Source organism: Xenorhabdus sp. PB30.3, from assembly GCF_963895965.1.
In the GTDB taxonomy this organism is placed as follows: Bacteria; Pseudomonadota; Gammaproteobacteria; order Enterobacterales; family Enterobacteriaceae; genus Xenorhabdus; species Xenorhabdus stockiae.
This window is the reverse complement of the sequence record NZ_CAWQMW010000183.1, coordinates 1-19,082: the sequence shown is the minus strand read 5'-3', so window position 1 is coordinate 19,082 and position 19,082 is coordinate 1. Positions and strand designations below refer to the sequence as shown.

General features: G+C 49.1%; 21 protein-coding genes and 1 pseudogene. 19 read left to right on the top strand and 3 right to left on the bottom strand.

Going from position 1 to position 19,082, the window contains the following annotated elements; translation table 11 throughout:
* Positions 1-219 precede the first annotated feature (219 nt).
* Complete coding sequence (locus AACX38_RS19270) at positions 220-1,452, top strand: hypothetical protein (protein WP_228865250.1); 1,233 nt, start codon at positions 220-222, stop codon at positions 1,450-1,452.
* A 103-nt stretch (positions 1,453-1,555) separates the two neighbouring features.
* Positions 1,556-1,699 (top strand): annotated as a pseudogene (locus AACX38_RS19265) (DUF4400 domain-containing protein); the annotation flags it as partial.
* Between the two features lie 89 nt (positions 1,700-1,788).
* On the opposite strand, the gene AACX38_RS19260 reads toward AACX38_RS19265, so the two are convergent.
* Positions 1,789-2,481: a DUF5710 domain-containing protein gene (locus AACX38_RS19260; protein ID WP_228865249.1), complete on the bottom strand. Its 693-nt coding sequence runs from the start codon at positions 2,479-2,481 to the stop codon at positions 1,789-1,791.
* A 146-nt stretch (positions 2,482-2,627) separates the two neighbouring features.
* Here AACX38_RS19260 and AACX38_RS19255 point away from each other — a divergent pair, with 146 nt between their 5' ends.
* From AACX38_RS19255 to AACX38_RS19205, 11 genes are all read left to right on the top strand, one after another.
* Positions 2,628-2,957, top strand: coding sequence for an integrative conjugative element protein, RAQPRD family (locus tag AACX38_RS19255; protein WP_228865247.1), 330 nt, complete (start codon positions 2,628-2,630; stop codon positions 2,955-2,957).
* Positions 2,954-3,190 carry a TIGR03758 family integrating conjugative element protein gene (locus AACX38_RS19250; protein ID WP_228865245.1) on the top strand — a complete coding sequence of 79 codons (237 nt, stop codon included), beginning with the start codon at positions 2,954-2,956 and terminating at the stop codon, positions 3,188-3,190. Before AACX38_RS19255 ends, AACX38_RS19250 begins: the two co-directional genes overlap by 4 nt.
* Before the next feature lie 79 nt (positions 3,191-3,269).
* Positions 3,270-3,602, top strand: a complete 333-nt coding sequence (locus tag AACX38_RS19245) for a TIGR03745 family integrating conjugative element membrane protein (protein ID WP_228860284.1) — start codon at positions 3,270-3,272, stop codon at positions 3,600-3,602.
* A gap of 10 nt (positions 3,603-3,612) precedes the next feature.
* On the top strand, positions 3,613-3,987 hold the full coding sequence (locus AACX38_RS19240) for a TIGR03750 family conjugal transfer protein (protein ID WP_228865242.1): 375 nt from the start codon (positions 3,613-3,615) through the stop codon (positions 3,985-3,987).
* The gene (locus tag AACX38_RS19235; RefSeq protein ID WP_228865241.1) at positions 3,987-4,643 is read left to right on the top strand and encodes a PFL_4703 family integrating conjugative element protein; all 657 of its coding nucleotides are present in this window, start codon (positions 3,987-3,989) and stop codon (positions 4,641-4,643) included. The genes AACX38_RS19240 and AACX38_RS19235 overlap by 1 nt, the downstream gene beginning before the upstream one ends.
* Entirely contained in the window at positions 4,640-5,473 is an 834-nt protein-coding gene (locus AACX38_RS19230; RefSeq protein WP_228865239.1) for a TIGR03749 family integrating conjugative element protein, read from the top strand. The genes AACX38_RS19235 and AACX38_RS19230 overlap by 4 nt, the downstream gene beginning before the upstream one ends.
* A complete protein-coding gene (locus AACX38_RS19225; protein WP_228865238.1) occupies positions 5,463-6,875 on the top strand; it encodes a TIGR03752 family integrating conjugative element protein in 1,413 nt (470 codons plus the stop codon). Before AACX38_RS19230 ends, AACX38_RS19225 begins: the two co-directional genes overlap by 11 nt.
* Positions 6,875-7,225, top strand: a complete 351-nt coding sequence (locus AACX38_RS19220; RefSeq protein ID WP_228865232.1) for a hypothetical protein — start codon at positions 6,875-6,877, stop codon at positions 7,223-7,225. Before AACX38_RS19225 ends, AACX38_RS19220 begins: the two co-directional genes overlap by 1 nt.
* Positions 7,213-7,614 carry a TIGR03751 family conjugal transfer lipoprotein gene (locus tag AACX38_RS19215; RefSeq protein WP_228865230.1) on the top strand — a complete coding sequence of 134 codons (402 nt, stop codon included), beginning with the start codon at positions 7,213-7,215 and terminating at the stop codon, positions 7,612-7,614. Before AACX38_RS19220 ends, AACX38_RS19215 begins: the two co-directional genes overlap by 13 nt.
* Positions 7,614-10,361, top strand: coding sequence for a conjugative transfer ATPase (locus AACX38_RS19210; protein WP_228865228.1), 2,748 nt, complete (start codon positions 7,614-7,616; stop codon positions 10,359-10,361). Before AACX38_RS19215 ends, AACX38_RS19210 begins: the two co-directional genes overlap by 1 nt.
* 77 nt (positions 10,362-10,438) lie before the next feature.
* A complete protein-coding gene (locus tag AACX38_RS19205) occupies positions 10,439-10,915 on the top strand; it encodes a hypothetical protein (protein WP_228865227.1) in 477 nt (158 codons plus the stop codon).
* A gap of 199 nt (positions 10,916-11,114) precedes the next feature.
* Here AACX38_RS19205 and AACX38_RS19200 read toward each other — a convergent pair whose 3' ends face one another.
* Complete coding sequence (locus AACX38_RS19200) at positions 11,115-11,780, bottom strand: CPBP family intramembrane glutamic endopeptidase (protein WP_228865225.1); 666 nt, start codon at positions 11,778-11,780, stop codon at positions 11,115-11,117.
* 167 nt (positions 11,781-11,947) lie between these two features.
* Between AACX38_RS19200 and AACX38_RS19195 the strand changes: the two genes are divergently transcribed.
* The 6 genes from AACX38_RS19195 to AACX38_RS19170 all read left to right on the top strand — a co-directional run bounded on the left by AACX38_RS19195 (position 11,948) and on the right by AACX38_RS19170 (position 17,629).
* Positions 11,948-12,346 carry a TIGR03757 family integrating conjugative element protein gene (locus AACX38_RS19195; protein WP_209027074.1) on the top strand — a complete coding sequence of 133 codons (399 nt, stop codon included), beginning with the start codon at positions 11,948-11,950 and terminating at the stop codon, positions 12,344-12,346.
* The gene (locus AACX38_RS19190) at positions 12,343-13,311 is read left to right on the top strand and encodes a TIGR03756 family integrating conjugative element protein (protein WP_228865222.1); all 969 of its coding nucleotides are present in this window, start codon (positions 12,343-12,345) and stop codon (positions 13,309-13,311) included. The genes AACX38_RS19195 and AACX38_RS19190 overlap by 4 nt, the downstream gene beginning before the upstream one ends.
* 11 nt (positions 13,312-13,322) lie before the next feature.
* The gene (locus tag AACX38_RS19185) at positions 13,323-14,762 is read left to right on the top strand and encodes an integrating conjugative element protein (RefSeq protein ID WP_228865221.1); all 1,440 of its coding nucleotides are present in this window, start codon (positions 13,323-13,325) and stop codon (positions 14,760-14,762) included.
* Between the two features lie 5 nt (positions 14,763-14,767).
* Positions 14,768-15,106 carry a hypothetical protein gene (locus AACX38_RS19180; RefSeq protein WP_339385698.1) on the top strand — a complete coding sequence of 113 codons (339 nt, stop codon included), beginning with the start codon at positions 14,768-14,770 and terminating at the stop codon, positions 15,104-15,106.
* A complete protein-coding gene (locus tag AACX38_RS19175) occupies positions 15,103-16,617 on the top strand; it encodes a conjugal transfer protein TraG N-terminal domain-containing protein (protein WP_228865219.1) in 1,515 nt (504 codons plus the stop codon). Before AACX38_RS19180 ends, AACX38_RS19175 begins: the two co-directional genes overlap by 4 nt.
* 559 nt (positions 16,618-17,176) lie before the next feature.
* The gene (locus AACX38_RS19170; RefSeq protein WP_228865217.1) at positions 17,177-17,629 is read left to right on the top strand and encodes a hypothetical protein; all 453 of its coding nucleotides are present in this window, start codon (positions 17,177-17,179) and stop codon (positions 17,627-17,629) included.
* Positions 17,630-18,039: 410 nt separating this feature from the next.
* Here the strand turns inward: AACX38_RS19170 and AACX38_RS19165 are convergent, their stop codons facing one another.
* On the bottom strand, positions 18,040-18,699 hold the full coding sequence (locus tag AACX38_RS19165; RefSeq protein ID WP_228865216.1) for an Imm43 family immunity protein: 660 nt from the start codon (positions 18,697-18,699) through the stop codon (positions 18,040-18,042).
* Between the last annotated feature and the right edge of the window lie 383 nt (positions 18,700-19,082).

Genomic DNA, 19,082 nt, shown 5'->3' with positions numbered 1-19,082 from the left:
GAATGAAAATAAATAAAATCATATGGCGTTATGTGATTAAAATAAAAATTAAATTTAACGATTATAATAATATTTAATGGTTTTTGATGTTCATAAATTAAGATTTTTTATTTGTATTTATTTATAAGCCACACCGAAATATTGCTCCAGTATATTAGCATTGGTGTTTATAATTTTCTGGCTACCCTTATACTTTTTATCGCTATATGGAGTGACATTATGATAAAAACATCTTCTCTGCCAATTTTCGCAGAGTCAGAACAAGTGCCATTGTATACACTGACCTTGCGAGTGCAAAATATGATCCCTTCTCAGTCTAGCGCAAACACCAGCTTTTTTTCACCAATTGATCCTGCCATCACCTTTCTCGGAGTTGTTTTGAAATACCTTTATGATACATACTATGGAGATCCCAAAAAGAAAGCTGATATTATTGAACTTATTAGAGAAGAACTAGTGCAACACACGATAGAATGGTTAGATTCCGAATATCAAGCTGTTCGCGCAGATGCTCGTAGCCTTCAGGATGCCATTCAATCATGGAAGAAGGCTCCGACAGAACATGCCAGAGACTTAGTTATGGATCGTAATGAAATTGCAATCGCAGCTTTGCGACGTTTATGTATTCTGAGCATCAATACGGCTAAAAAGACACCAGATTGGCGATTGCCTATCGTGTGCGCTCTTTCTTGCATACTCTATTTTTTCATTCTAGCTGATACATTGATATTTGGTAAAGCATGGGGGTATGCAGAGGATGTGTTAAAGAAATACAGTGAAGCTCTGGCGGAACAAGCAGACATTATGTTTAAGGATGTTCTGCTCACAAACATCCAGCTGAACGGAGATTCTGGGGCAGGATGTGAGGCTCTACGCTCCATAATTTACTGGACATCAGACTATACTAACTTTCAAGATCATTTGTCTCCCTCTGCCCGACGCAAACCCACCCGAGTGTGTCTGAACCATGATTATATCATGGCTAATCCAATCAGTGACGAATATCAGTGCGTTTATTTTGGCGACATAATCCTGACAAACACAAGTTACATTGATTATGATCATACTTATGCTTACTTGTCTGCTGCTAGCTATCTTGGTTTCAATATGGGAAAGCCGTCGGTTACAATCCCTGTGAAGAACGCAGGTCGTTATCGCATACGCATTTTTTACGCTTATGAGCCGGATAAAACTCCCATTCCTTTTATAAACTCTCGACTATACCTAGAGCAGGCAGGTCAAACAATTATGGATACGCTTTTTGGTCATTTGAAAAACACAATACTGACCCATGGTTGGGAGTCTACACCGTTAGGCCCAGTTCTCTATAGCGAAGCCGAAATAGAATTGAGCGCAGGTGACCTTTTCACTTATATTTGTAATGATTGGGGGGATGGGTGGGGCTACGCCTCTCCAGGATTTCTAAAACACGTGGAGTTTTTAGTGTTGTGAAATTGTGAGTGTTTAATATCCAGTAATTTCAAAGTTTCGGAGATTCATCGATAATTTTCCCCATTTTTAGTGCGATAGTGGTATTAGTGGCACTGTCCGATGAATTAAACCTGCCTACACCATTTCCTGTGTGCTGTATTTATCTTGGCCGGATGTGGTTTATCCCACGATAATATTGTTGCCAGCTGCATTATTTCTGGGTATGGCAGTGATGATCACCACATCGATGTTTAAAAAATACATTTAAATTGCTGGACGATGGCATGCAAAACTGTTGTTGGTTTTGTATGCCATCGTCAGCAGACAAGCCGCTTGGCGGCGCGTCAGTTTTTCCGGTTAATGCTGATATTTTGAAGGTACATTTACGACCTGTGTCATGCATTCAAACCAGTCACAGGCCTGACAAGCCCGGTTGCTTCCCTTTGGATCGAAACAGTAATGTTCGTGCGAAGTATCTTCACAATACACTACGAATGGCTGATCGATTCGGTGCAGCTGAATAGTCGCCGCCTGTTCTTTGGAGGCCGGAAAAAACGCGCCACCGATGTCGGCAAACAGTTCGGTATCGTCCTGCTGTGCATCACAGTGTTCGCAGTGGTTTATCCAGTGCTGTCGGTGTAATTGTTCGCTGATGGCTTTGCGCAGGGTGTGGTGAAAGCCGGGTAGCACATTACGCACGATAGACGGGATATCGACGAGATAAAACACAAATGCCGGTCTGTCCTGTTCGGTGTAGTCCACTTCCGTGTCGGGTTCCTCATCCTTCTCTGCTTCCAGTAATTGATGTCCGGCAGGCAACATAAAGGCAGTGACGGTGGTGGGTTCATGACAGTGCGGACAGGGTATCCGGGTTTGGGCGAGATACCAATATTCCGCATGCACATTGTAAAACGGCAGCCACTGCATAAACGGCGCCGGGTCAAAACTGCCATCGATATACCAGATTTGGGCGGCCGCATCCCAGTGTGCGCCCAGCTTTTTCACTGTCTCATACTCATCATCGGGGACGTGTAAATCAATCCGCAGCATATTATTCCTTCATTGTGAAATCATTAATCAAATAAATTAGTCAGTCTATTTAGCTAATTTTCATCAAAGCATAAAGAGTTTATTACTGATCTGATTTAGAAAACACCGCATCCTCGCACTCGGCGTCTATGATGAGGGGAGTCTTTATGCGTTGTTGCTTTTCGATATCCGGTTATGCTTGTCTGCTGGGATTGACTGTATTGTGTATACCAATCGCACAGGCGGCGGAGAAAGATGAGTTGGCCAGTGCCAAGCGTCTGATTGAGCAGGTACAGATAGTGCTGGAACGCGCAAACATCGCCGAAAAGCAGTCTGACACGTCAGAACATCCTCGTTATGAGTTTGATTATTCCCGTATCAGGGCGGATCTCAATACCCTCAAAGCCGGTATCGATCACTACCTGAGTCCTTCCCGCGAGCAACCCCGCGATCCGACGTCAATCATCGGTGATTACCGTCAGGAACATCCGCAATGACCCCGGCGCAACGCCATGCCTTTGAAGCGGCTTCAGGACACGTTGATGTCACTTTTTTATATCTGGTGTGTGTCGGCTTTTTCCTGGCTACGTTGTTTCTGTGGGCGGCCTGGGCGGCGGTGGATGTCTGGAATGGCTGGGCGAATGAAAAAGTGCGTAATCAGACCCTCAGGCAGTTTGCTCTTCGAACCGCAGTATTGCTGGTCGTGGCTGTCTGGATGTTTGCCGGTTGAATCAATGAACACAATAAAAAGGAACTGAATCACTATGAAACGAATTTTTACGGCCTGCCGTCAGTTCAGCACAAACCTGATGACCCGGGTCAGCACTTTTCTGTTGCTGCTGGGTGTTTCCTGTGAATCGGCCTGGGCCGATTTGCCTTCGATTGAACCGCCCTCAAGTGGGGGTCGTGGCGGATTAATGGGGCAGGTAAAAGGGTATGCGCAGGATGGTATTGTGATTGGCGGGCTTATCCTCTCCGCAGTCGCGTTCTTTAAAGTGGCTTCGGCTGCGGTGGAAACCTTCTCTGAAGTGCGCGATGGCAAAGCCACGTGGACCCAGTTCGGCTCGATTATCGTGGTCGGTATTGTGTTGCTGGTTGCGGTGATCTGGTTGCTGGCAAAATCGGCCAACATTATTTTTTAAGGTGCCGAGGATGCAGACGATCCCCTTTTTACCCGATCGCTTAAACGCCGAACCCGTTGTATTCCGCGGCTTCACCACGCCGGAGATGGGGCTGGCTGCCATCGTGGGGCTGGCCCTCGGTCTGGTGGTCAGTCTTCCCTTCATTCCGTTTGCCGGTTGGGTGATGCTGCCGACCGGCATGCTGATGATGCCGTTGTTACTGCTGAGTGTTGGCGGGCGCTGGCTTGCCACCTTAAAACGGGGCAAACCGGAAAATTATCTCTGGCAGAAACTGGCCGAGAAAAAACGCCGGTTCGGTCTGGGTGACCCGACCTTGATTATCGCGGCGCAGGGCTGGTCACTACGCCGCAGCAGGCCAGCGCACCGCAACGGGAGAGGCGTGTGATGAGTCGCTTTCGTCATGCGGTCAGAAACCGGGACCAGCATATTCTGACCCTGCGGGTGGCGTGCGGCATTCTGGTGGTGGTGCTGCTGATGAGCCTGCTGGGCTGGATGGCGTCCCCGCGCAATCTCACCATTCATAACCCGCCGGATTTACGCAGTGGCAGCACCCGGGCGTGGTGGGAAGTGCCGGCACCGAGTGTCTACAGCTTTGCTTTCTATATTTTCCAGCAACTGCATGCCTGGCCGAAAAACGGGGCACAGGATTATCCGGTCAAAATTGAGGCCTTATCGCCGTATCTGACGCCGGCCTGTCAGGATTTTCTGCGCGAGGATGCCCGAACACGGGCTGACAGCGGTGAGCTGCTCGACCGGGTTCGGGTGGTGTATGAAGTGCCCGGCCGGGGCTATGAGACCCGCAGTGTGACGGTACGTGACCGCGATAACTGGGTGGTGCGGCTGGATTTGGTGGCGGATGAATATTATCACGCCGAACCGGTCAAACGGGCATTGGTGCGCTATCCGCTGAAAGTGGTGCGTTGGGAAGGCGATGCGGAGCGTAATCCTTTTGGTCTGGCACTGGATTGCTACGACGGGATGCCACAGCGGCTGGAAGCGCTGCCACCGCCAGTGGAAGAGGAAAAAGGCGTATTTCAATGAGAAGAGATGTATTTGACTGGCGCGGTGTCGGGCTGGGGCTGGTCAGCCTCCTGCTGTTCAGCGTTGGCACAAAGGCGGATGAGCTGCTGACATGGGAGCGTATTCCGTTACCGGTTACGCTTCAGGTTGGGCAGGAGCGGATTATTTTTGCGGACCGGAATGTCCGTGTCGGTCTGCCCCAGATACTCAGTGATAAATTGCGGGTACAGAGCACCGGCGGCGCGGTTTACCTGAAAGCGAACAGTGCATTCCCATCAACCCGGCTGCAATTGCAGGACAGTGAGAATGGCGAAATTATCTTACTGGATGTGACCGCCGGCAAAACCGGGGCCAGCGAGCCGGTGCGTATTATTCACCCGGCTGAAAAATCAACGGATTCAAAAGATAAACCGCACTCACAGAGCAAATCCCCACTGGCTGCGCCCGTTCCCGTGCTGTTAACCCGCTATGCGGCCCAGCAACTGTATGCGCCCCTGCGTACGGTTGAGCCGGTCAGCGGCATTCAGCCGGTGAACCTGCATCTGCCCGCCTCCATCACCACACTCTACCCGTCAGAGCCGGTTGAAGTGACCCCGCTGGCCGGCTGGCGACTGCATCATCATACGGTGATGACCCTGAAACTGCGCAATACCGCCAAACGCGTTATCACGCTTGACCCACGTGCCTTACAGGGACAGTTCGTTACCGCCACCTTCCAGCATCGCTGGCTGGGAAAAGCCGGAACACCCGAAGATACCACGGTACTCTATCTCGTCACCCAAGGGGCACCGGGTAACGCCTTAATCCCTGAGCCGGTATCGATAAAACCGGGAGGCCGTGATGCAGATTAAATCCAACAGCCTGGTGAAAATACTGGTGCCGACCGTATTGGTGATTGGCGGGTTTATTGGCATTAAAAGTTGCAGCTCAACAGAGAATAGCGTGCCGGATAAACCGCAGAATCATGCTCTGGAGACCCTCTCCCCGGAAGAGTTACAGGCACTGGGAGTCGGCGGGGATACGCCGGAAGATACCCTGCGCACGTTGGTGGGCACACTCAATACCGTGCGGGCAGAGCAGAAACGCTTAGACCAGCAGAATGCCGCGATGCGAAAAGAAAATGACCAGTTAAAAGGTCAAAATCAGGATGTTGCCGGTCAGATAGAGGCTGCGGTTGCGGCTATCCGGCAGGACGATGAACAGCGTCAGCGCACGTTACAGGACGAACAGCAGGGCTTGCTGGCCCAGATTGATTTGCTCACTGAACGGTTAAATTCAACGCCGTTGCCGGCACCGGATCATCAGATACCCCTGAGTAGCGGGCTGGCAGGGAGTGCTTATTCTGCCAGCACCATCAGAGGACAGGATGACCTTATCTGGGTTACTCCGGCCGATGAAAAAGTTCCCGATAGGCAAGCGATGGGCAATGGAAAAACGGCGACTCAGTTTCCCACCTCTTTTTTAAGCGAACAACCGACCACTGTAAAAAATAATCCACAAGTTCCATCGGCTCAGGCCGACAACGAAAAACCGGTCTACACCCTGCCGGAGAATGCCACTCTGGTGGGCAGTCAGGCCATGACCGCGTTGTTAGGCCGGGTACCGGTCAATGGTACGGTCACTGACCCTTATCCGTTTAAAATTCTTATCGGCAAAGACAACCTGACCGCTAACGGTATCGAACTGCCGGAGGTGGAAGGCGCGGTGGTGTCCGGTTCCGCCAGTGGCGACTGGACACTGTCCTGTGTGCGCGGTCAGGTTAATTTCATCACCTTTGTGTTTCAGGATGGCACCGTGCGTACTTTGCCGGGCAGCGGTCAGAATCAGCAGGGTATCGGTTGGTTGTCTGATGAGAACGGCATTCCCTGCATCAGTGGTGAGCGTAAATCCAATGCCAGTACTTATTTACCAACATTGTTTGCGTTGTCAGCTATGAATTCCGCCGGCAATGCCCTGAACGAGAGCCAGCAAACCGCGCAAACCAACGGCACCGGCGGTATCACTTCCGCGTTAACCGGGAATGCCGGTCAGGCGGCGCTGGGCAAAGCGGTGGCCGGGGGCATGAATGAAATGAGTGAATGGTTCAAACAACGCTACAGCCAGACCTTCGATGCGGTTTATGTGCCACCCGGTGCAAAGTTAGTGGTGCATATCACCCAAAGTCTGGCGATTGATTATGAAACAACAGGCCGTAAGGTACGCGATGGCTTGAATGAACTCGCCCAAAATGATACTCAGGAAGCCTTAGATTAATGGAAACGACGTCTTCTCAATGGCTGTTTAGTGCCAGCCTGCCTTATTGTCTGCAAACCCATATAACGCCACAGTCTGAACCCACACCGGTTCAGCTTGACTGGCGACCCGGGCGTACCCAGGGCAGTCAATTGACTCTCGCCAGCGGCCATGAATGCCGATGGCTGAATGACGGGGATTTTACCGTTTTTCGGCTGAGCGAATTTCAGTGGCAATCAATGCTTGCAGGTAACAGCGAGGTTGAACACTGGGAGCGCTTGCCGTTTACTTTATCGGAACTGGCGGTACACCCGGAATTTGCCACGTTTACCCTGATTAGTAGCCCGGAGGCTCAGGGATGCGAAAAATAACCTACGCTATCGTGTTAGGTCTGACAGGGCTGCTGGCAGGTTGTTCAACGTCGAAAGACACGTTGCTGCCAGCCGGCGAACAGACGGTGCTGGCGATGTGGCAGGGAAACAAAGCGGGGCAGAGCGCAACACAGGCCAGACAAACCCTGCGCCGGGCATTAACCCCGGCTGAACGCCACAGGGCGTCAGAAGAACCCAACTATTACAGCCGCTCGGTTGAGCATGAAATCAGCCAGCAGTTTCCCCGGCTGCCCAATCCCGATATGGTGATGTATGTCTACCCGCATCTGGTTGCCGGTAAGACCCCGGTGCCCGGCTACAGCACGGTGTTCCCGTTTTATCAGCAGGTGCAGTATGCCCTGCCGGGTGAACGCACGGAGGCACGGTAATGGAAAACCCCAACGCATTGCACCGTCCCGGCAAACTGCGCGAAACGGATGAAGCGGCGATTTACCGGGCGAATCCGTCCATTATCGACTACCTGCCCTGGGTGGAATATCTGGCAGATGAGCAGTGTCTGTTGCTGGATGATGGGGTGTCCGTGGGGGCCGTCTATCAGATTGAACCGGTCGCCACCGAAGGGCGTCCAGCTGAACGGTTGATTGAAATCCGCGACCAACTGGAAGATGCCATTCAGGACAGTCTGGACGAGGACGATATTTCTCCGTGGGTAGTGCAGTTTTTTTGTCAGGATGACGATGATCCGTCGGGTTACCTCAATACGTTACGGGACTATGTGAAACCGTGGGCGCAGGGTACCGCCTTTACTGACGCTTTTCTGGCAGAATCAACACGTCACCTGAACAGCATTGCCCAGCCTGACGGAATATTTCAGGATAGCTTAATCACCGGGCAACCGTGGCGAGGGCAGCAGCGCCAGACGCGCATGGTCGTCTACCGCTGGTTGCCTGCGCATAAATCGAAGGCTCACCCTCAAACGGTATCGTCGGTGGCAGCACTCAATCAGGTCTGTGAACGACTGGTTTCCTCACTGGCATCAGCCGGTATTGTGGCGACCCGGCAGGATGGCGGGCAGATCCACAGCTGGTTGCTGCGTCATTTTAATCCGGCCCCGGACTGGGGCATGGCCAAAGCCGATTTTTACCGGGCAGTGCGTTATGAATCCCCCACTCAGCCGGATCTCCCGGTGAATAATGACTTTGCCGAAAGCCTGTGGTTTACCCCGCCGGTGTCGGATCCCGATAACGGTGTCTGGTGGTTTGACGGCCTGCCACATAAAGCCGTGCCGGTTGAGCGCCTGCGGCGTCCGCCGGAGCCGGGCACCCTGACAGGGGAAGTGAAACGGGGAGACCATATCAATGCGCTGATGGATATGATGCCGGAAGGCACGGTGGTCACGCTGACCATTGTGGCGCAGGCACAGGATACCCTGGAAGAGAGCTTCACCCGACTGGCAAAAAATGCCGTCGGGGAAAATACCGAATCGCTGCGCGTCCGGCAGGATGTACAGGCCGTGAAGGAATTACTGGGACGACGGCATAAACTGTACCGCAGTGCACTGACCTTTCTGGTGCGCGGTCAGGATTTAGATAATCTGAACCAGCGGGTGCATCAGTTATCTTCCACATTACTGAGCGCCGGATTACAGCCCGTGCGACCTGAATTCAGTGTTTCCCCGCTGAATGCTTATTTACGGGCGTTGCCGATGGGCTTTAACCCGCAGAAAGATAAAAAACACGGGTACAGTCGCCTGATGTGGGTCCAGCATCTGGCAGGACTCCTGCCGTTGACCGGACGCTCAACCGGCACCGGGCATCCGGGCTTCAGTTTTTTTAATCGCGGTGGAGCACCGCTGACCTTTGATCCGATGAACAAACAGGATCGCACCCAGAATGCTCACTTGCTCTTGTTCGGTCCGACCGGTGCAGGGAAATCCGCCACGTTGTGTGCTTCGCTGGTACAACTGATGGCTATCCACCGGCCACGATTGTTTATTGTCGAAGCGGGGAACAGTTTTGGCTTACTGGCCGATTACTATGAAAGTCTGGGGCTGACGGTGAATAAAATTGGTATCAAACCGGGTTGTGGCGTCAGTCTGGCCCTGTTTGCTGATGCGCATCAGTTACTGAAACTCAGTCCCAAACAATTACGGATTAATGAAGCCGATATTCCGGAGACCGATGAAGCACAGGAAGACGGCGATGAACAGCGTGATATTCTGGGGGAGATGGAAATTGCCGCCCGGCTGATGATCACCGGCGGTGAGAAAAAAGAAGAAGAACATCTGACCCGTTCAGATCGCGGGTTAATTCGTGAAGCGATTATGTTAGCCGCACAGACCAGCTATGAGGCAGGGCATCAGATGGTGGCCTCGGATTTACAAACTGCGCTGTATGCCATCGCCCGTAACCATCGACAGGATGAACATGGTCAGTCATTAATCACCGCACACCGTCGGGCACGAGCGGATGAAATGGCCGGGTCCATGTCGATGTTCACACAGGGCTTTGAAGGAGAACTGTTCAACCAACCCGGCACCCCGTGGCCGGAAGTGGATGTGACGTTAATTGATTTGGGGACATTGGCACGTGAGAACTACTCGGCACAGATGGCACTGGCGATGGTGTCATTGATTAACACCGTGAATAATCTGGCCGAACGTGACCAGTATCAGGACAGGGAACTGCAACTGGTGATAGACGAAGGGCATATCACTACCACCAACCCGCTGTTGTCTCCCTATATGACCAAGGTCGTGAAAATGTGGCGTAAACTGGGGGCCTGGCTATGGCTGGCGACGCAGAACCTGGCCGACTACCCGGATACCGCTGAAAAGATGCTGAATATGGCCGAATGGTGGCTGTGTCTCACCATGCCGCCGGATGAAGTGGAGCAAATCGCCCGGTTCAAAAAACTGACCGAAGAGCAGAAAGCGGTGTTGCTTTCTGCCAGTAAGCTCCCGCGTTGTTATACCGAAGGCGTGGTGCTGGCGAAAAAAATTGAAGCGCTGTTCCGGGTCGTGCCACCGAGCCTCTATCTGGCGCTGGGGATGACAGAGAAGGAAGAAAAGGCCGAGCGATGGGCGTTAATGCGGGAGCATCGGTGCAGTGAACTGGAGGCGGCGGTGTTGGTGGCAAGGAGAATGGATCTGGCGCGGGGGTTGAAACTGACATAAATATTCAGCCGTATTATCGGATATATTGACGGAGAAAAAATTCACCCTCTTACCTAAAAAATGAGATGAAAATAAGAATGAAAAATCATCAATTAAATCATAGAAAAAAGAAACTTTATCGTCGAGTCAATACAGCAACTCATTGTGTTTTCCATTCTCATGGTGGTGAATATCGATGGGAGCGCGCCAAACAAAAACGCATCCGGGAAGATATGCCGTATTTTCAGTCAATGAAAGGTAAGCCAAGGCATGGCTTAGATTACACGCCGCTCTTTATGTTTTTACTGAGTAAAGTGGGTGAGAAATGGGATGTAGTTCACAGTGAAGCCATTCAGCGACTGGACCGTCCAGAGCCTATATTTTGGATAGTTGCGTTACATGAGCATGAACAAAGAGATTATATCCGTTGTGGTGAATCAAGTTATTATAATGGGTTATTTGTCGATAACGCTGGTTTTTTGAGAACAGTTAATCCAAATCTGTCGGAAAATGATATACCTATCCTGTGCCAGTGCTGTACTCATACATTTAATGGGATCCCTATCCACCGATGACTTAGCAATTTACTCGGCAAAAAAAGAATGTAAGCACAGCCTGATAAGCACTTTTTCGGCCTGTTACCGCTTTTATCATTAATGAAAAGGATAGTAATCCGTCAAAATAAGAATTGAACGATGCGAAGCGGGTGATTTCATATCTGAATACCCCGCAGCTTGCGGCGGGGATGTTTATTTTTTTCATCCAAGATGCGGGTTAACTTATCAAAATAACTGCTATCAATGCGGCTTCTATACTTAGCAAAATGGGTAATAGCAAGCCACCACTACGTATACGAGCAAGAGTTAATAGTATTCCTAGAATAAAATTTTGAACAAAATTGCTGATATAAGGTTCTTCCATCGACATGCCTGCAAATATTGAGGCAGTTATAAAGGTGCCTATCCATAAAGTCCATGGGTATTCTGACTTGAAGGCGTTTAGTAGCATCCCACGAAAAATAATTTCGTTTATGACAGGGGGAAATAAAATAAATGACAGATAGATCCATAATGATGCTGAATCATACTCAGCGAGCATATGCTCCGATGGTGTAAAATAGAGAATGCCAAACCCATAGAAAGTAAGACAAAGTAATATTGCGACTCCGATTGCCAGCCAAAAAGAAGAAAAATTTTTCAGATTCCCTAAAGGCAAATCAGCAATCCACCGACGATATGGCCATGTCAGGAAAAGTACAACCAAGGCCATTGTCAGCCACAAAACAAAAGCACGGTAGTACCAATATGTGTAACGCCAATACCAATCAAAAAAAGGCAGGCTATCTACACCATAGGCAATAGCGATTGCTATACATTCGACAATGATTGGACTTAATAGCAAAATGAAAAAACGTATTACTTGACGCCATGATAAATTCATACAACAGATATCCATTAAATAGATTTAATCTATAATTCATTAGGTTATGATTGCATCTTATTTTGATGTATAAATCAATTTCCTTCTCCCGAAAACTAATTAATTACTGACATCGATAAAATGTTTCTTCAGGCTATTCCGATATTTTGTCTGATGGGAAATGGTTTATGAGGAAATTGAATTTCTTGTTTTGTGTAGGATTGGTACTGCCGTTATCAGCCAGCGCAAAAATTGTCGTTTATACCGACAGCCAACACCCACCCATTAACCTTTCTTCTGAAACACCGGTCGTCTGGCTGGATGCCGCTGACCAACAGCAAAAGCAAATTTTTGCTCAGCTTTCTGCTGATCCACAGCAGGCCACAAAACAAGCGCAGGCAATACTCCAATCATCCCACTGGCATCAGCAGGAACAACAACTCATCAAGGCTTACCGTGCTGTGGTGCAGGCATGGCAATCAGGCGTAAAAAAGTATCCGGCCGTGGTCTTTGATGATAGGGAGGTGGTGTATGGCACCGCGGATGTGGCAAAAGCCCGCGCACTCAGGGAGCAACATCAACCATGAGTCTTCAACGTGTGACGTTTCCTGCACTCATTACCCTGATAGCGGCATTTTCCCCAGTGACACAGGCTTCCATCAATACGGCTCAGATTGTCGCCAGCAGTCTTTCGCCGTCCTGTATTCAGTGGCGGGTTAGTGGCATCTGTTACTGGCTGCTCTGTGGCCTGCACGGTTGTACGGTGAAAACCTCGGTGAAAGTAACCCATTACCTCCCCGAAGCGGTGGTGTCCACGTATCAGGCCTCTGGTGGCAACCCATGGACAGAAATGGCGCAAGTCAGTCAACTTTCTGGCGGGCTGGAAAATGCAGTGACCGAGGCGTTATCCCATCTGAGTGCCGGTGGGGGTAACCACAATGTCCAGGTTGCCGGGCAACGGCGTACCAGTCTGCGTTTCAAATATGCCGATGCCATCGGGCATCCCGCAACTAACCTGATAGGCGGGCAAATTCCCGGTTATTCGTGTCGCAGTGCCGCCACCCCGTTGGTGCCTTATTTTCTCAGTACACTGGATAGCGTGGCATGGCGCTCGGGATTGCCGGAATCGTTCTACCCGGAAGCTCTGATACCCGGTCAGCGGGAGCTGGGCAGCCAGATGGCCGGCACTGTGTGGGGCAATATTTACCCGCGCTCAGGATTTGTCAATCAGACCGATGATGACAAGGCATCTTCTGTGGTCGCACAGCGGGTTGCGGATATCATCACCCGTATAGGGCAACCCCATGTTTATCAGACATTAAAAGGCACCCGCACTGACGGTTACTGGCCACCTGAATCGGTCACCGAAAACACCTGTAGCAAAAATCATCAATGGCAGCGGTTATCACCGACGTTAAGTCAGTCCTGTGCGGTGTTTCCTGATGGTGAACACACAGCGGCAATCGATGGTAATCAGGCGTATGCCCTGTGGCAGCCTTACAGTTGTTGCCAGCGGCGCGGACAGCGTTTTCTCAGCAGTACAGATATCTGAACAAGGAATGAATGATAATGAAAAAAAACGCGTTATGGCTGATAGCCGGTGGACTGGTCATCACTTCGGCACAGGTCGATGCCACCGGACTGTCCCTGACCTTACCGCAGGTGAACCGCAGTGCACTGGGCTATGGGGCAGACGCCAGCGGTGCGGTGTCCGATACGCTGTTCTATACCCTGGGGGGTGGTTCGGTGATTTCTGAACCGGCCAGTCGCAGTGGCTCTGCCACACTTGGCGGGTTGGAGCTGGGCTGGCGCTCAGATTTGATGTGCGGCAATTTTGACCTGAAAGCCACGGTCAGCAATCAGTTGAACGGGATTACGGCCGGGTTCAAGAACCTGATGAGTGATGTCATTCAGGGTGCCACCGGTGCGGTGGCCAGCCTGCCGGCGATGATTATCCAGCGGGCCAATCCGGGACTGTATGACATGCTGACTAACGGGGTGTTGCAGGCGAATGTGGCGTTCGACAAAGCCCAGTTCAACTGTCAGGCGATGGCCAATAAAATGATGGATTTTGCACAAAATAATAAATGGACGCAGTCAGCGGCCTTGCAGGAATACAAAAGTCTGGTTAACGGCGGTGATGGGGATGCGGTGCGTGCCAATAACGCCGGCAGCAAAGCGACGGGCGCCAGCGGGCATCCGTGGATTGGCGGGCAGCGGCAGGGCGGTAAGGGACAGCATGCCATTCGCCCGACCCGGGATTTGGCCAGTGCCGGTTTTAATATGATGAATCAGCTGCCGGTGCTGAGCCAGTCGTCGGTCAGCACCCTGAAATGTGAGGGCGGTGCCTGCCGTAAATTCAGTAATGCACAAGAAGCGGCCGACGCGGTGGTCCGTGTGCTGGGCGACCGGGTCATCCGTACCTGTGCTCAGGCGACAGACTGCACCAGTGGCGGCGAGAAACACCAGCCGGGCACTACCGTTGCGGGCACGGGCTTTGCCCCGATGCTGGAGGAGCATACTAAAACCAATACGGAACAACTGGTTAATCTGGTCAGTGGTACGGAAAAACCGACGATGGTCAATCTGGCAAAACTGAAAACCGGCAGTCTGACGGTAACCCAAGGTGTCATTCAGTCGTTGCAGCGAGACCCGGACCGGGCTGCCCTGACAGGACGGTTAGCGGGAGAGCTGGCGATGGCGGAAACCGTGGAAACGGCGTTACTGATGCGGCGGATGCTTATCACCGGCATGTCCGAACCCAATGCGGCGGCACAGTCAGAAGCGCTGGCAGAAGGGGAACGCCGGATTGACGCGCTGGACCGGGAAATCAATGCGCTGAAGAATGAAATGCAGCTGAAACAGGCCCTGTCCCGTAATGCCATCCTGACCATTATTGAGCGGGATACCCAGCGCATCAACATGCATCCGCAAAAACAGGTGCCGGACAGCACCGATGCGCGTTTTTATCAGCTGGAAGCACCCAATCGTGAGCGCAGGTAAGGCGGATGATGGCAGAGAAGCATTCAGTATTCAGAAAAGGTGCGGTGTTATCAATGCGCATCGTGTTGGTGATGGGTATCACTTTGGCGACAGGCTGGGTCGGGCTGCATCAGGCAGAAAAATTTAATCACATTCACCACTGGGTGACCGAAACCGGGGGAGTCTGGTTAGTCTGGCGGTTAGGCCTGTATGCGGGACTGGGTTGGGGAGGTCAGAAAACCTGGCAACGGGTGAAACATCTGCCGGAATACCGCGCAATGTTGATACGAATGATGGTGGCCAGCCTGCTGTTTATCCTGCTGGGTGAGTATGCTTTGTCAGGCACTATTGAGGAGATACGATGACAGCCAACAGCTATCTGGAATATTTTCTGACATTACTCGGCTGGGTCATCAACAATGGCCTGTGGCACATCCTGATTGCGACCGGACTGTTTACGCTGCCGTTAGTGGTAAAAGTGATTGCTGTCTGGCTGAAAGTCAGGGAGTGTGGCGAAGAAGACGGTCAGGCCGGATTACAGTCGCTGGCCCGGATTGAAAACACCCTGTATGGCGCGTTCTTCGTGATGGTGGTGTGTTGTGTGCCGCTGGTCAATGTCAGCCTGACCACCCTTCAGTACGACACTTCTCGTGCCAAAAACTGTGGCACCTGGACACCGACAGCGCCGGATAAAAGTGGCTATGCGCCGGTGATGTCCAGTCTGAACAACCAGACCGCTGCTGTGCCGCTCTGGTGGGCGGTGGTGCACCGGTTATCCAAGGGACTGACACAGGCGGCGGTGGCGTCCATTCCCTGTCGGCCGGATCTGCGGCAACTGCGCTTTGACGTGCAGCACACCCGCATCAGCAACCCGGCTCTGGCGGCGGAATTGCAGGATTTTACCCACGATTGCTATGCCTTAGCCCTGTATCAGTGGAAATGGCGCGATCAGGAGCACACTACTGACCCGATTATCCTGAATGATATCGGCTGGCTGGGCAGCCGGACGTTTTTAGCCGGGGATTACCGGACGCTGCAATCCCGCCTCCCCCGGGCGGATTTTCCGTGGCAGGATAGTCGGGATAACGGGCGACCGTATACCGGGCAGGGCGGGTACCCGACGTGTCAGGCCTGGTGGTCAACGGCCCAGACCGGTCTGAAAGACCGGGTACTGGCGCAGGCCGATCCGGGGTTGTGGCTGCGTCTGTCAGCGACACTGAAAATACTGGGTAAAAACACGCCGGCTTATCAGGAAGCGGTGATCCGCCGTCTGGTCAGCCCGGTGAATCTGACGATTTCTCAGGAGGGCTATGTCTACGCAGGCTATGGTGGCAATGCCGATCCCACCTTGTTGGATGGCGCTAATCGAATCGGCACTTCCGCAGGGGCTTTATTGGGCGGATTACTCAGTATGCCGGTGTTCGATGCGGTACGTCAGGCGCTGCCGATGATTCAGGCGGTGATCCTGATGGCGTTGTATATCTTAATCCCGTTGATACTACTGTTTGCGGCCTATGAGTTTAAGACCATCTTCACGCTGACGTTTGTGATTTTCGCGCTGAATTTCCTGACGTTCTGGTGGGAGTTGGCGCGTTGGCTGGACAGCCATTTACTGGAAGCGCTGTACGGCTCAGACACCCACAGCCTGTTTAATCTGGCAGGTATTCAGAATACCTCAGATGATTTAATCATGGGGTTGGTGATGGGCACGCTGTTTATTGTCCTGCCGATGGTCTGGCTGGGCGCATTAGCGTGGGCTGGGGTACGGATGGGCGATATGGCAGGCATGATGAGCCAGGGCGTGGGACAGGTCAGGCAATCTGCTGGCATGTTCGGGCAACTGGTGATGCAGAAGATGATGTCTAAAGGAAAATAATCAGATACTCTTTTTAAAACTTAAGGGACTAGGATCCTGTTCCTTAAGTTGAGTCTGAATTTTCTATTTTCCTTTTTTTAATCTATTGATAATTATTCGATAATTTAAATAAGTTATGCTGATGCATTAATGTTTTAATTCATATTCCTCTTTATTTGGGTTTTATATTCACATAAACACCCAGTATTTATGACCTGCATCACAAAGTAGTAATTATTAAATGCCATTTCAGTCAATATGGCTTATATATAAATTGATATACTTCCATGTTATATCGATACCCTCTTTAGGGTAGTAGACGATATTTAATATAGAAGCCTCAAGGGTTGCAACCCTTGAGGCTTCGCTACTTATTTTTACGCAAAAAATAATGTGTAAAAACCGTTAATCATAAATCTCATCTGCTATGTCCATATGCTGCGTATTTCTTGGAATATGTGTTTTTATTATTGTTTACAATTGGAAAGTCTATTTGGCTGATTTTACTTAAATGTTAAGGTTAGTTATTTCGTTATTGAATTAATAATGAAAATAGTTAAATTAGAACGCATTTAATGAGATGAAAAATGGATTAAAAAAAGTGACGAACGATACCAATGAAAAGGGTAAGAGCAGGAAGAGTAAAAGTAAAAAACATACTGACTGTTTTATCCCTTATAGAACGACGTATGATTTACGTTTAAGTAAAAGGGAGCCTAATTTAATCAACATACTGAGACAGGTTCAAGGCTATGAATATGGCTTTTTTACCGTGTTGGGTGTCCGCCCTTGGTCCCAGCGAAATGGTGGGAAAAATAATTCCATCTATGTCGTCAGATGCCGCTGCGGTAAATATGCGGTCAGAACTTTAAAAGCCATTAGAAATCCTAATAATGTTAATGATATGTGTGTGCATTGCCAGCACCTGTTTAATCGAAGGCGTAAAGAAATCTTTCACACGACAGGAGACGATGTGGATTTGTCAGAACTAACAGGAATTAAATGTAAAATTCCTTTGGAAATAAAAGAATAGACAGGAATGTAATACTTCTGGATGAATTTTTAGGAATGCGGTTTATTTTTTATACGTGAGGGTAACTTGTTTTCACGATAGTGTATCATTGAAATAAAATAATGCTTTTAGGGACGAAATTTACAATTAGGACTGTAGGATAATTATCAATTTTATTATGATGCTATAAGACTAAATGCCAGAATAACATGAAGGTATTCCTGTATTTAATCAAGGTGTTTTCTTTTTTATTAGGATATGGTGCTTTAATACCTATTGAGTTTGTACATGGATTTTGGAATAACCAACACTGCTGAATACACTCTTAACTCTATTGATATGAAGCCAGAAGATAAAAATATCATTCTGGCTTAGTTGCTAAATAATTTTAGAATCGCCCCGGTTCATCAGATTCTGTAATGAACCTACACTCATGGTAATTTTCTTTTTACCCTTTTTCTACTACTTCCGATATCATATCCATAATCTAAACAATAATTTTTAAATGCCTCATCAATATGTACTATTTTCAATCCACTTATTTTCATTTTTAGTAACCTTTCTACGGCTGGTTCAGATAGAATCAAAAAATCAGCAAGTAAAGTGCTTTGGATTGTAAATGCATCAATATTCGAAGGATTGTTAATAGTTAATTTATGAGGCATTAGAGAGCCAGAGCGATCTTCTTCTAATTCAGAGTTTTTCAGGTCCAAAAAATCATCACTACCTATAAAATAGAGATAATTTAAATCATCTCTAATTATACTTCCATCTTTTATTGATGTTGCAATCAACCTTTTAGATATAATTTTACTGGTTTTTAATCCACTGAATAAATCAATGAACTTATCAGATGCTATATGTCCTGAACCATGAAAGTAATAATTAAATTTTAGAGCGCCAGCATTTCTATTGCATAACAAAAACAAGCTATTAGGACACTCTGAGTTTTTCATATAATAAGGAAAAGAATAATCTGAACCTTCATAATCCCAGTTTTCATTCACTTGTTTCTTTGTATCAACAAGAGCATGAAGATAGCGTGGGATTAAAGAAGATTTGTAATCATTCATTAGTACATAATAATTCATTAATTTAGTCTCTTACATGCATTAGTGGGAACATCACCTGACCAAATTTTATTTTTCATCTTCATTTATAGTTTTCTTATCTCGTCTCTTGCTTGATGTTCACTAGGGTTATCAGAGTCATGTCGACGTTTAATCTCTTCTATACTCTTTTTTACTTCAGCAGAATAAGTGTTGTGGTTAATGTTGTAGAATAATTTCATTCCTTTACTAACATTTAAAAATAATAAAACCGGAAGACCATGGAGATCTTTCCGGATTTATTTGTTTAGTTATAATTAAATATCATCTAAATTACTTTCGTCAAAATACCATATTAAAAAATCGTTAAATGAGCTCCAGCGTGGATTTATTTTGCCCTCTATAAAAGAGTCATACTCAGACAG

Bases quoted from the DNA above. Each gene is read 5' to 3' on its own strand.
- AACX38_RS19195 (WP_209027074.1), top strand. From the start codon at position 11,948: ATGAGGAAATTGAATTTCTTGTTTTGTGTAGGATTGGTACTGCCGTTA.
- AACX38_RS19210 (WP_228865228.1), top strand. From the start codon at position 7,614: ATGGAAAACCCCAACGCATTGCACCGTCCCGGCAAACTGCGCGAAACG.
- AACX38_RS19240 (WP_228865242.1), top strand. From the start codon at position 3,613: ATGCAGACGATCCCCTTTTTACCCGATCGCTTAAACGCCGAACCCGTT.
- AACX38_RS19225 (WP_228865238.1), top strand. From the start codon at position 5,463: ATGCAGATTAAATCCAACAGCCTGGTGAAAATACTGGTGCCGACCGTA.
- AACX38_RS19260 (WP_228865249.1), bottom strand. From the start codon at position 2,481: ATGCTGCGGATTGATTTACACGTCCCCGATGATGAGTATGAGACAGTG.
- AACX38_RS19185 (WP_228865221.1), top strand. From the start codon at position 13,323: ATGATAATGAAAAAAAACGCGTTATGGCTGATAGCCGGTGGACTGGTC.
- AACX38_RS19250 (WP_228865245.1), top strand. From the start codon at position 2,954: ATGACCCCGGCGCAACGCCATGCCTTTGAAGCGGCTTCAGGACACGTT.
- AACX38_RS19255 (WP_228865247.1), top strand. From the start codon at position 2,628: ATGCGTTGTTGCTTTTCGATATCCGGTTATGCTTGTCTGCTGGGATTG.
- AACX38_RS19215 (WP_228865230.1), top strand. From the start codon at position 7,213: ATGCGAAAAATAACCTACGCTATCGTGTTAGGTCTGACAGGGCTGCTG.
- AACX38_RS19170 (WP_228865217.1), top strand. From the start codon at position 17,177: ATGAAAAATGGATTAAAAAAAGTGACGAACGATACCAATGAAAAGGGT.
- AACX38_RS19190 (WP_228865222.1), top strand. From the start codon at position 12,343: ATGAGTCTTCAACGTGTGACGTTTCCTGCACTCATTACCCTGATAGCG.
- AACX38_RS19175 (WP_228865219.1), top strand. From the start codon at position 15,103: ATGACAGCCAACAGCTATCTGGAATATTTTCTGACATTACTCGGCTGG.
- AACX38_RS19165 (WP_228865216.1), bottom strand. From the start codon at position 18,699: ATGAATTATTATGTACTAATGAATGATTACAAATCTTCTTTAATCCCA.
- AACX38_RS19180 (WP_339385698.1), top strand. From the start codon at position 14,768: ATGATGGCAGAGAAGCATTCAGTATTCAGAAAAGGTGCGGTGTTATCA.
- AACX38_RS19200 (WP_228865225.1), bottom strand. From the start codon at position 11,780: ATGAATTTATCATGGCGTCAAGTAATACGTTTTTTCATTTTGCTATTA.
- AACX38_RS19235 (WP_228865241.1), top strand. From the start codon at position 3,987: ATGAGTCGCTTTCGTCATGCGGTCAGAAACCGGGACCAGCATATTCTG.
- AACX38_RS19245 (WP_228860284.1), top strand. From the start codon at position 3,270: ATGACCCGGGTCAGCACTTTTCTGTTGCTGCTGGGTGTTTCCTGTGAA.
- AACX38_RS19270 (WP_228865250.1), top strand. From the start codon at position 220: ATGATAAAAACATCTTCTCTGCCAATTTTCGCAGAGTCAGAACAAGTG.
- AACX38_RS19205 (WP_228865227.1), top strand. From the start codon at position 10,439: ATGAAAAATCATCAATTAAATCATAGAAAAAAGAAACTTTATCGTCGA.
- AACX38_RS19230 (WP_228865239.1), top strand. From the start codon at position 4,640: ATGAGAAGAGATGTATTTGACTGGCGCGGTGTCGGGCTGGGGCTGGTC.
- AACX38_RS19220 (WP_228865232.1), top strand. From the start codon at position 6,875: ATGGAAACGACGTCTTCTCAATGGCTGTTTAGTGCCAGCCTGCCTTAT.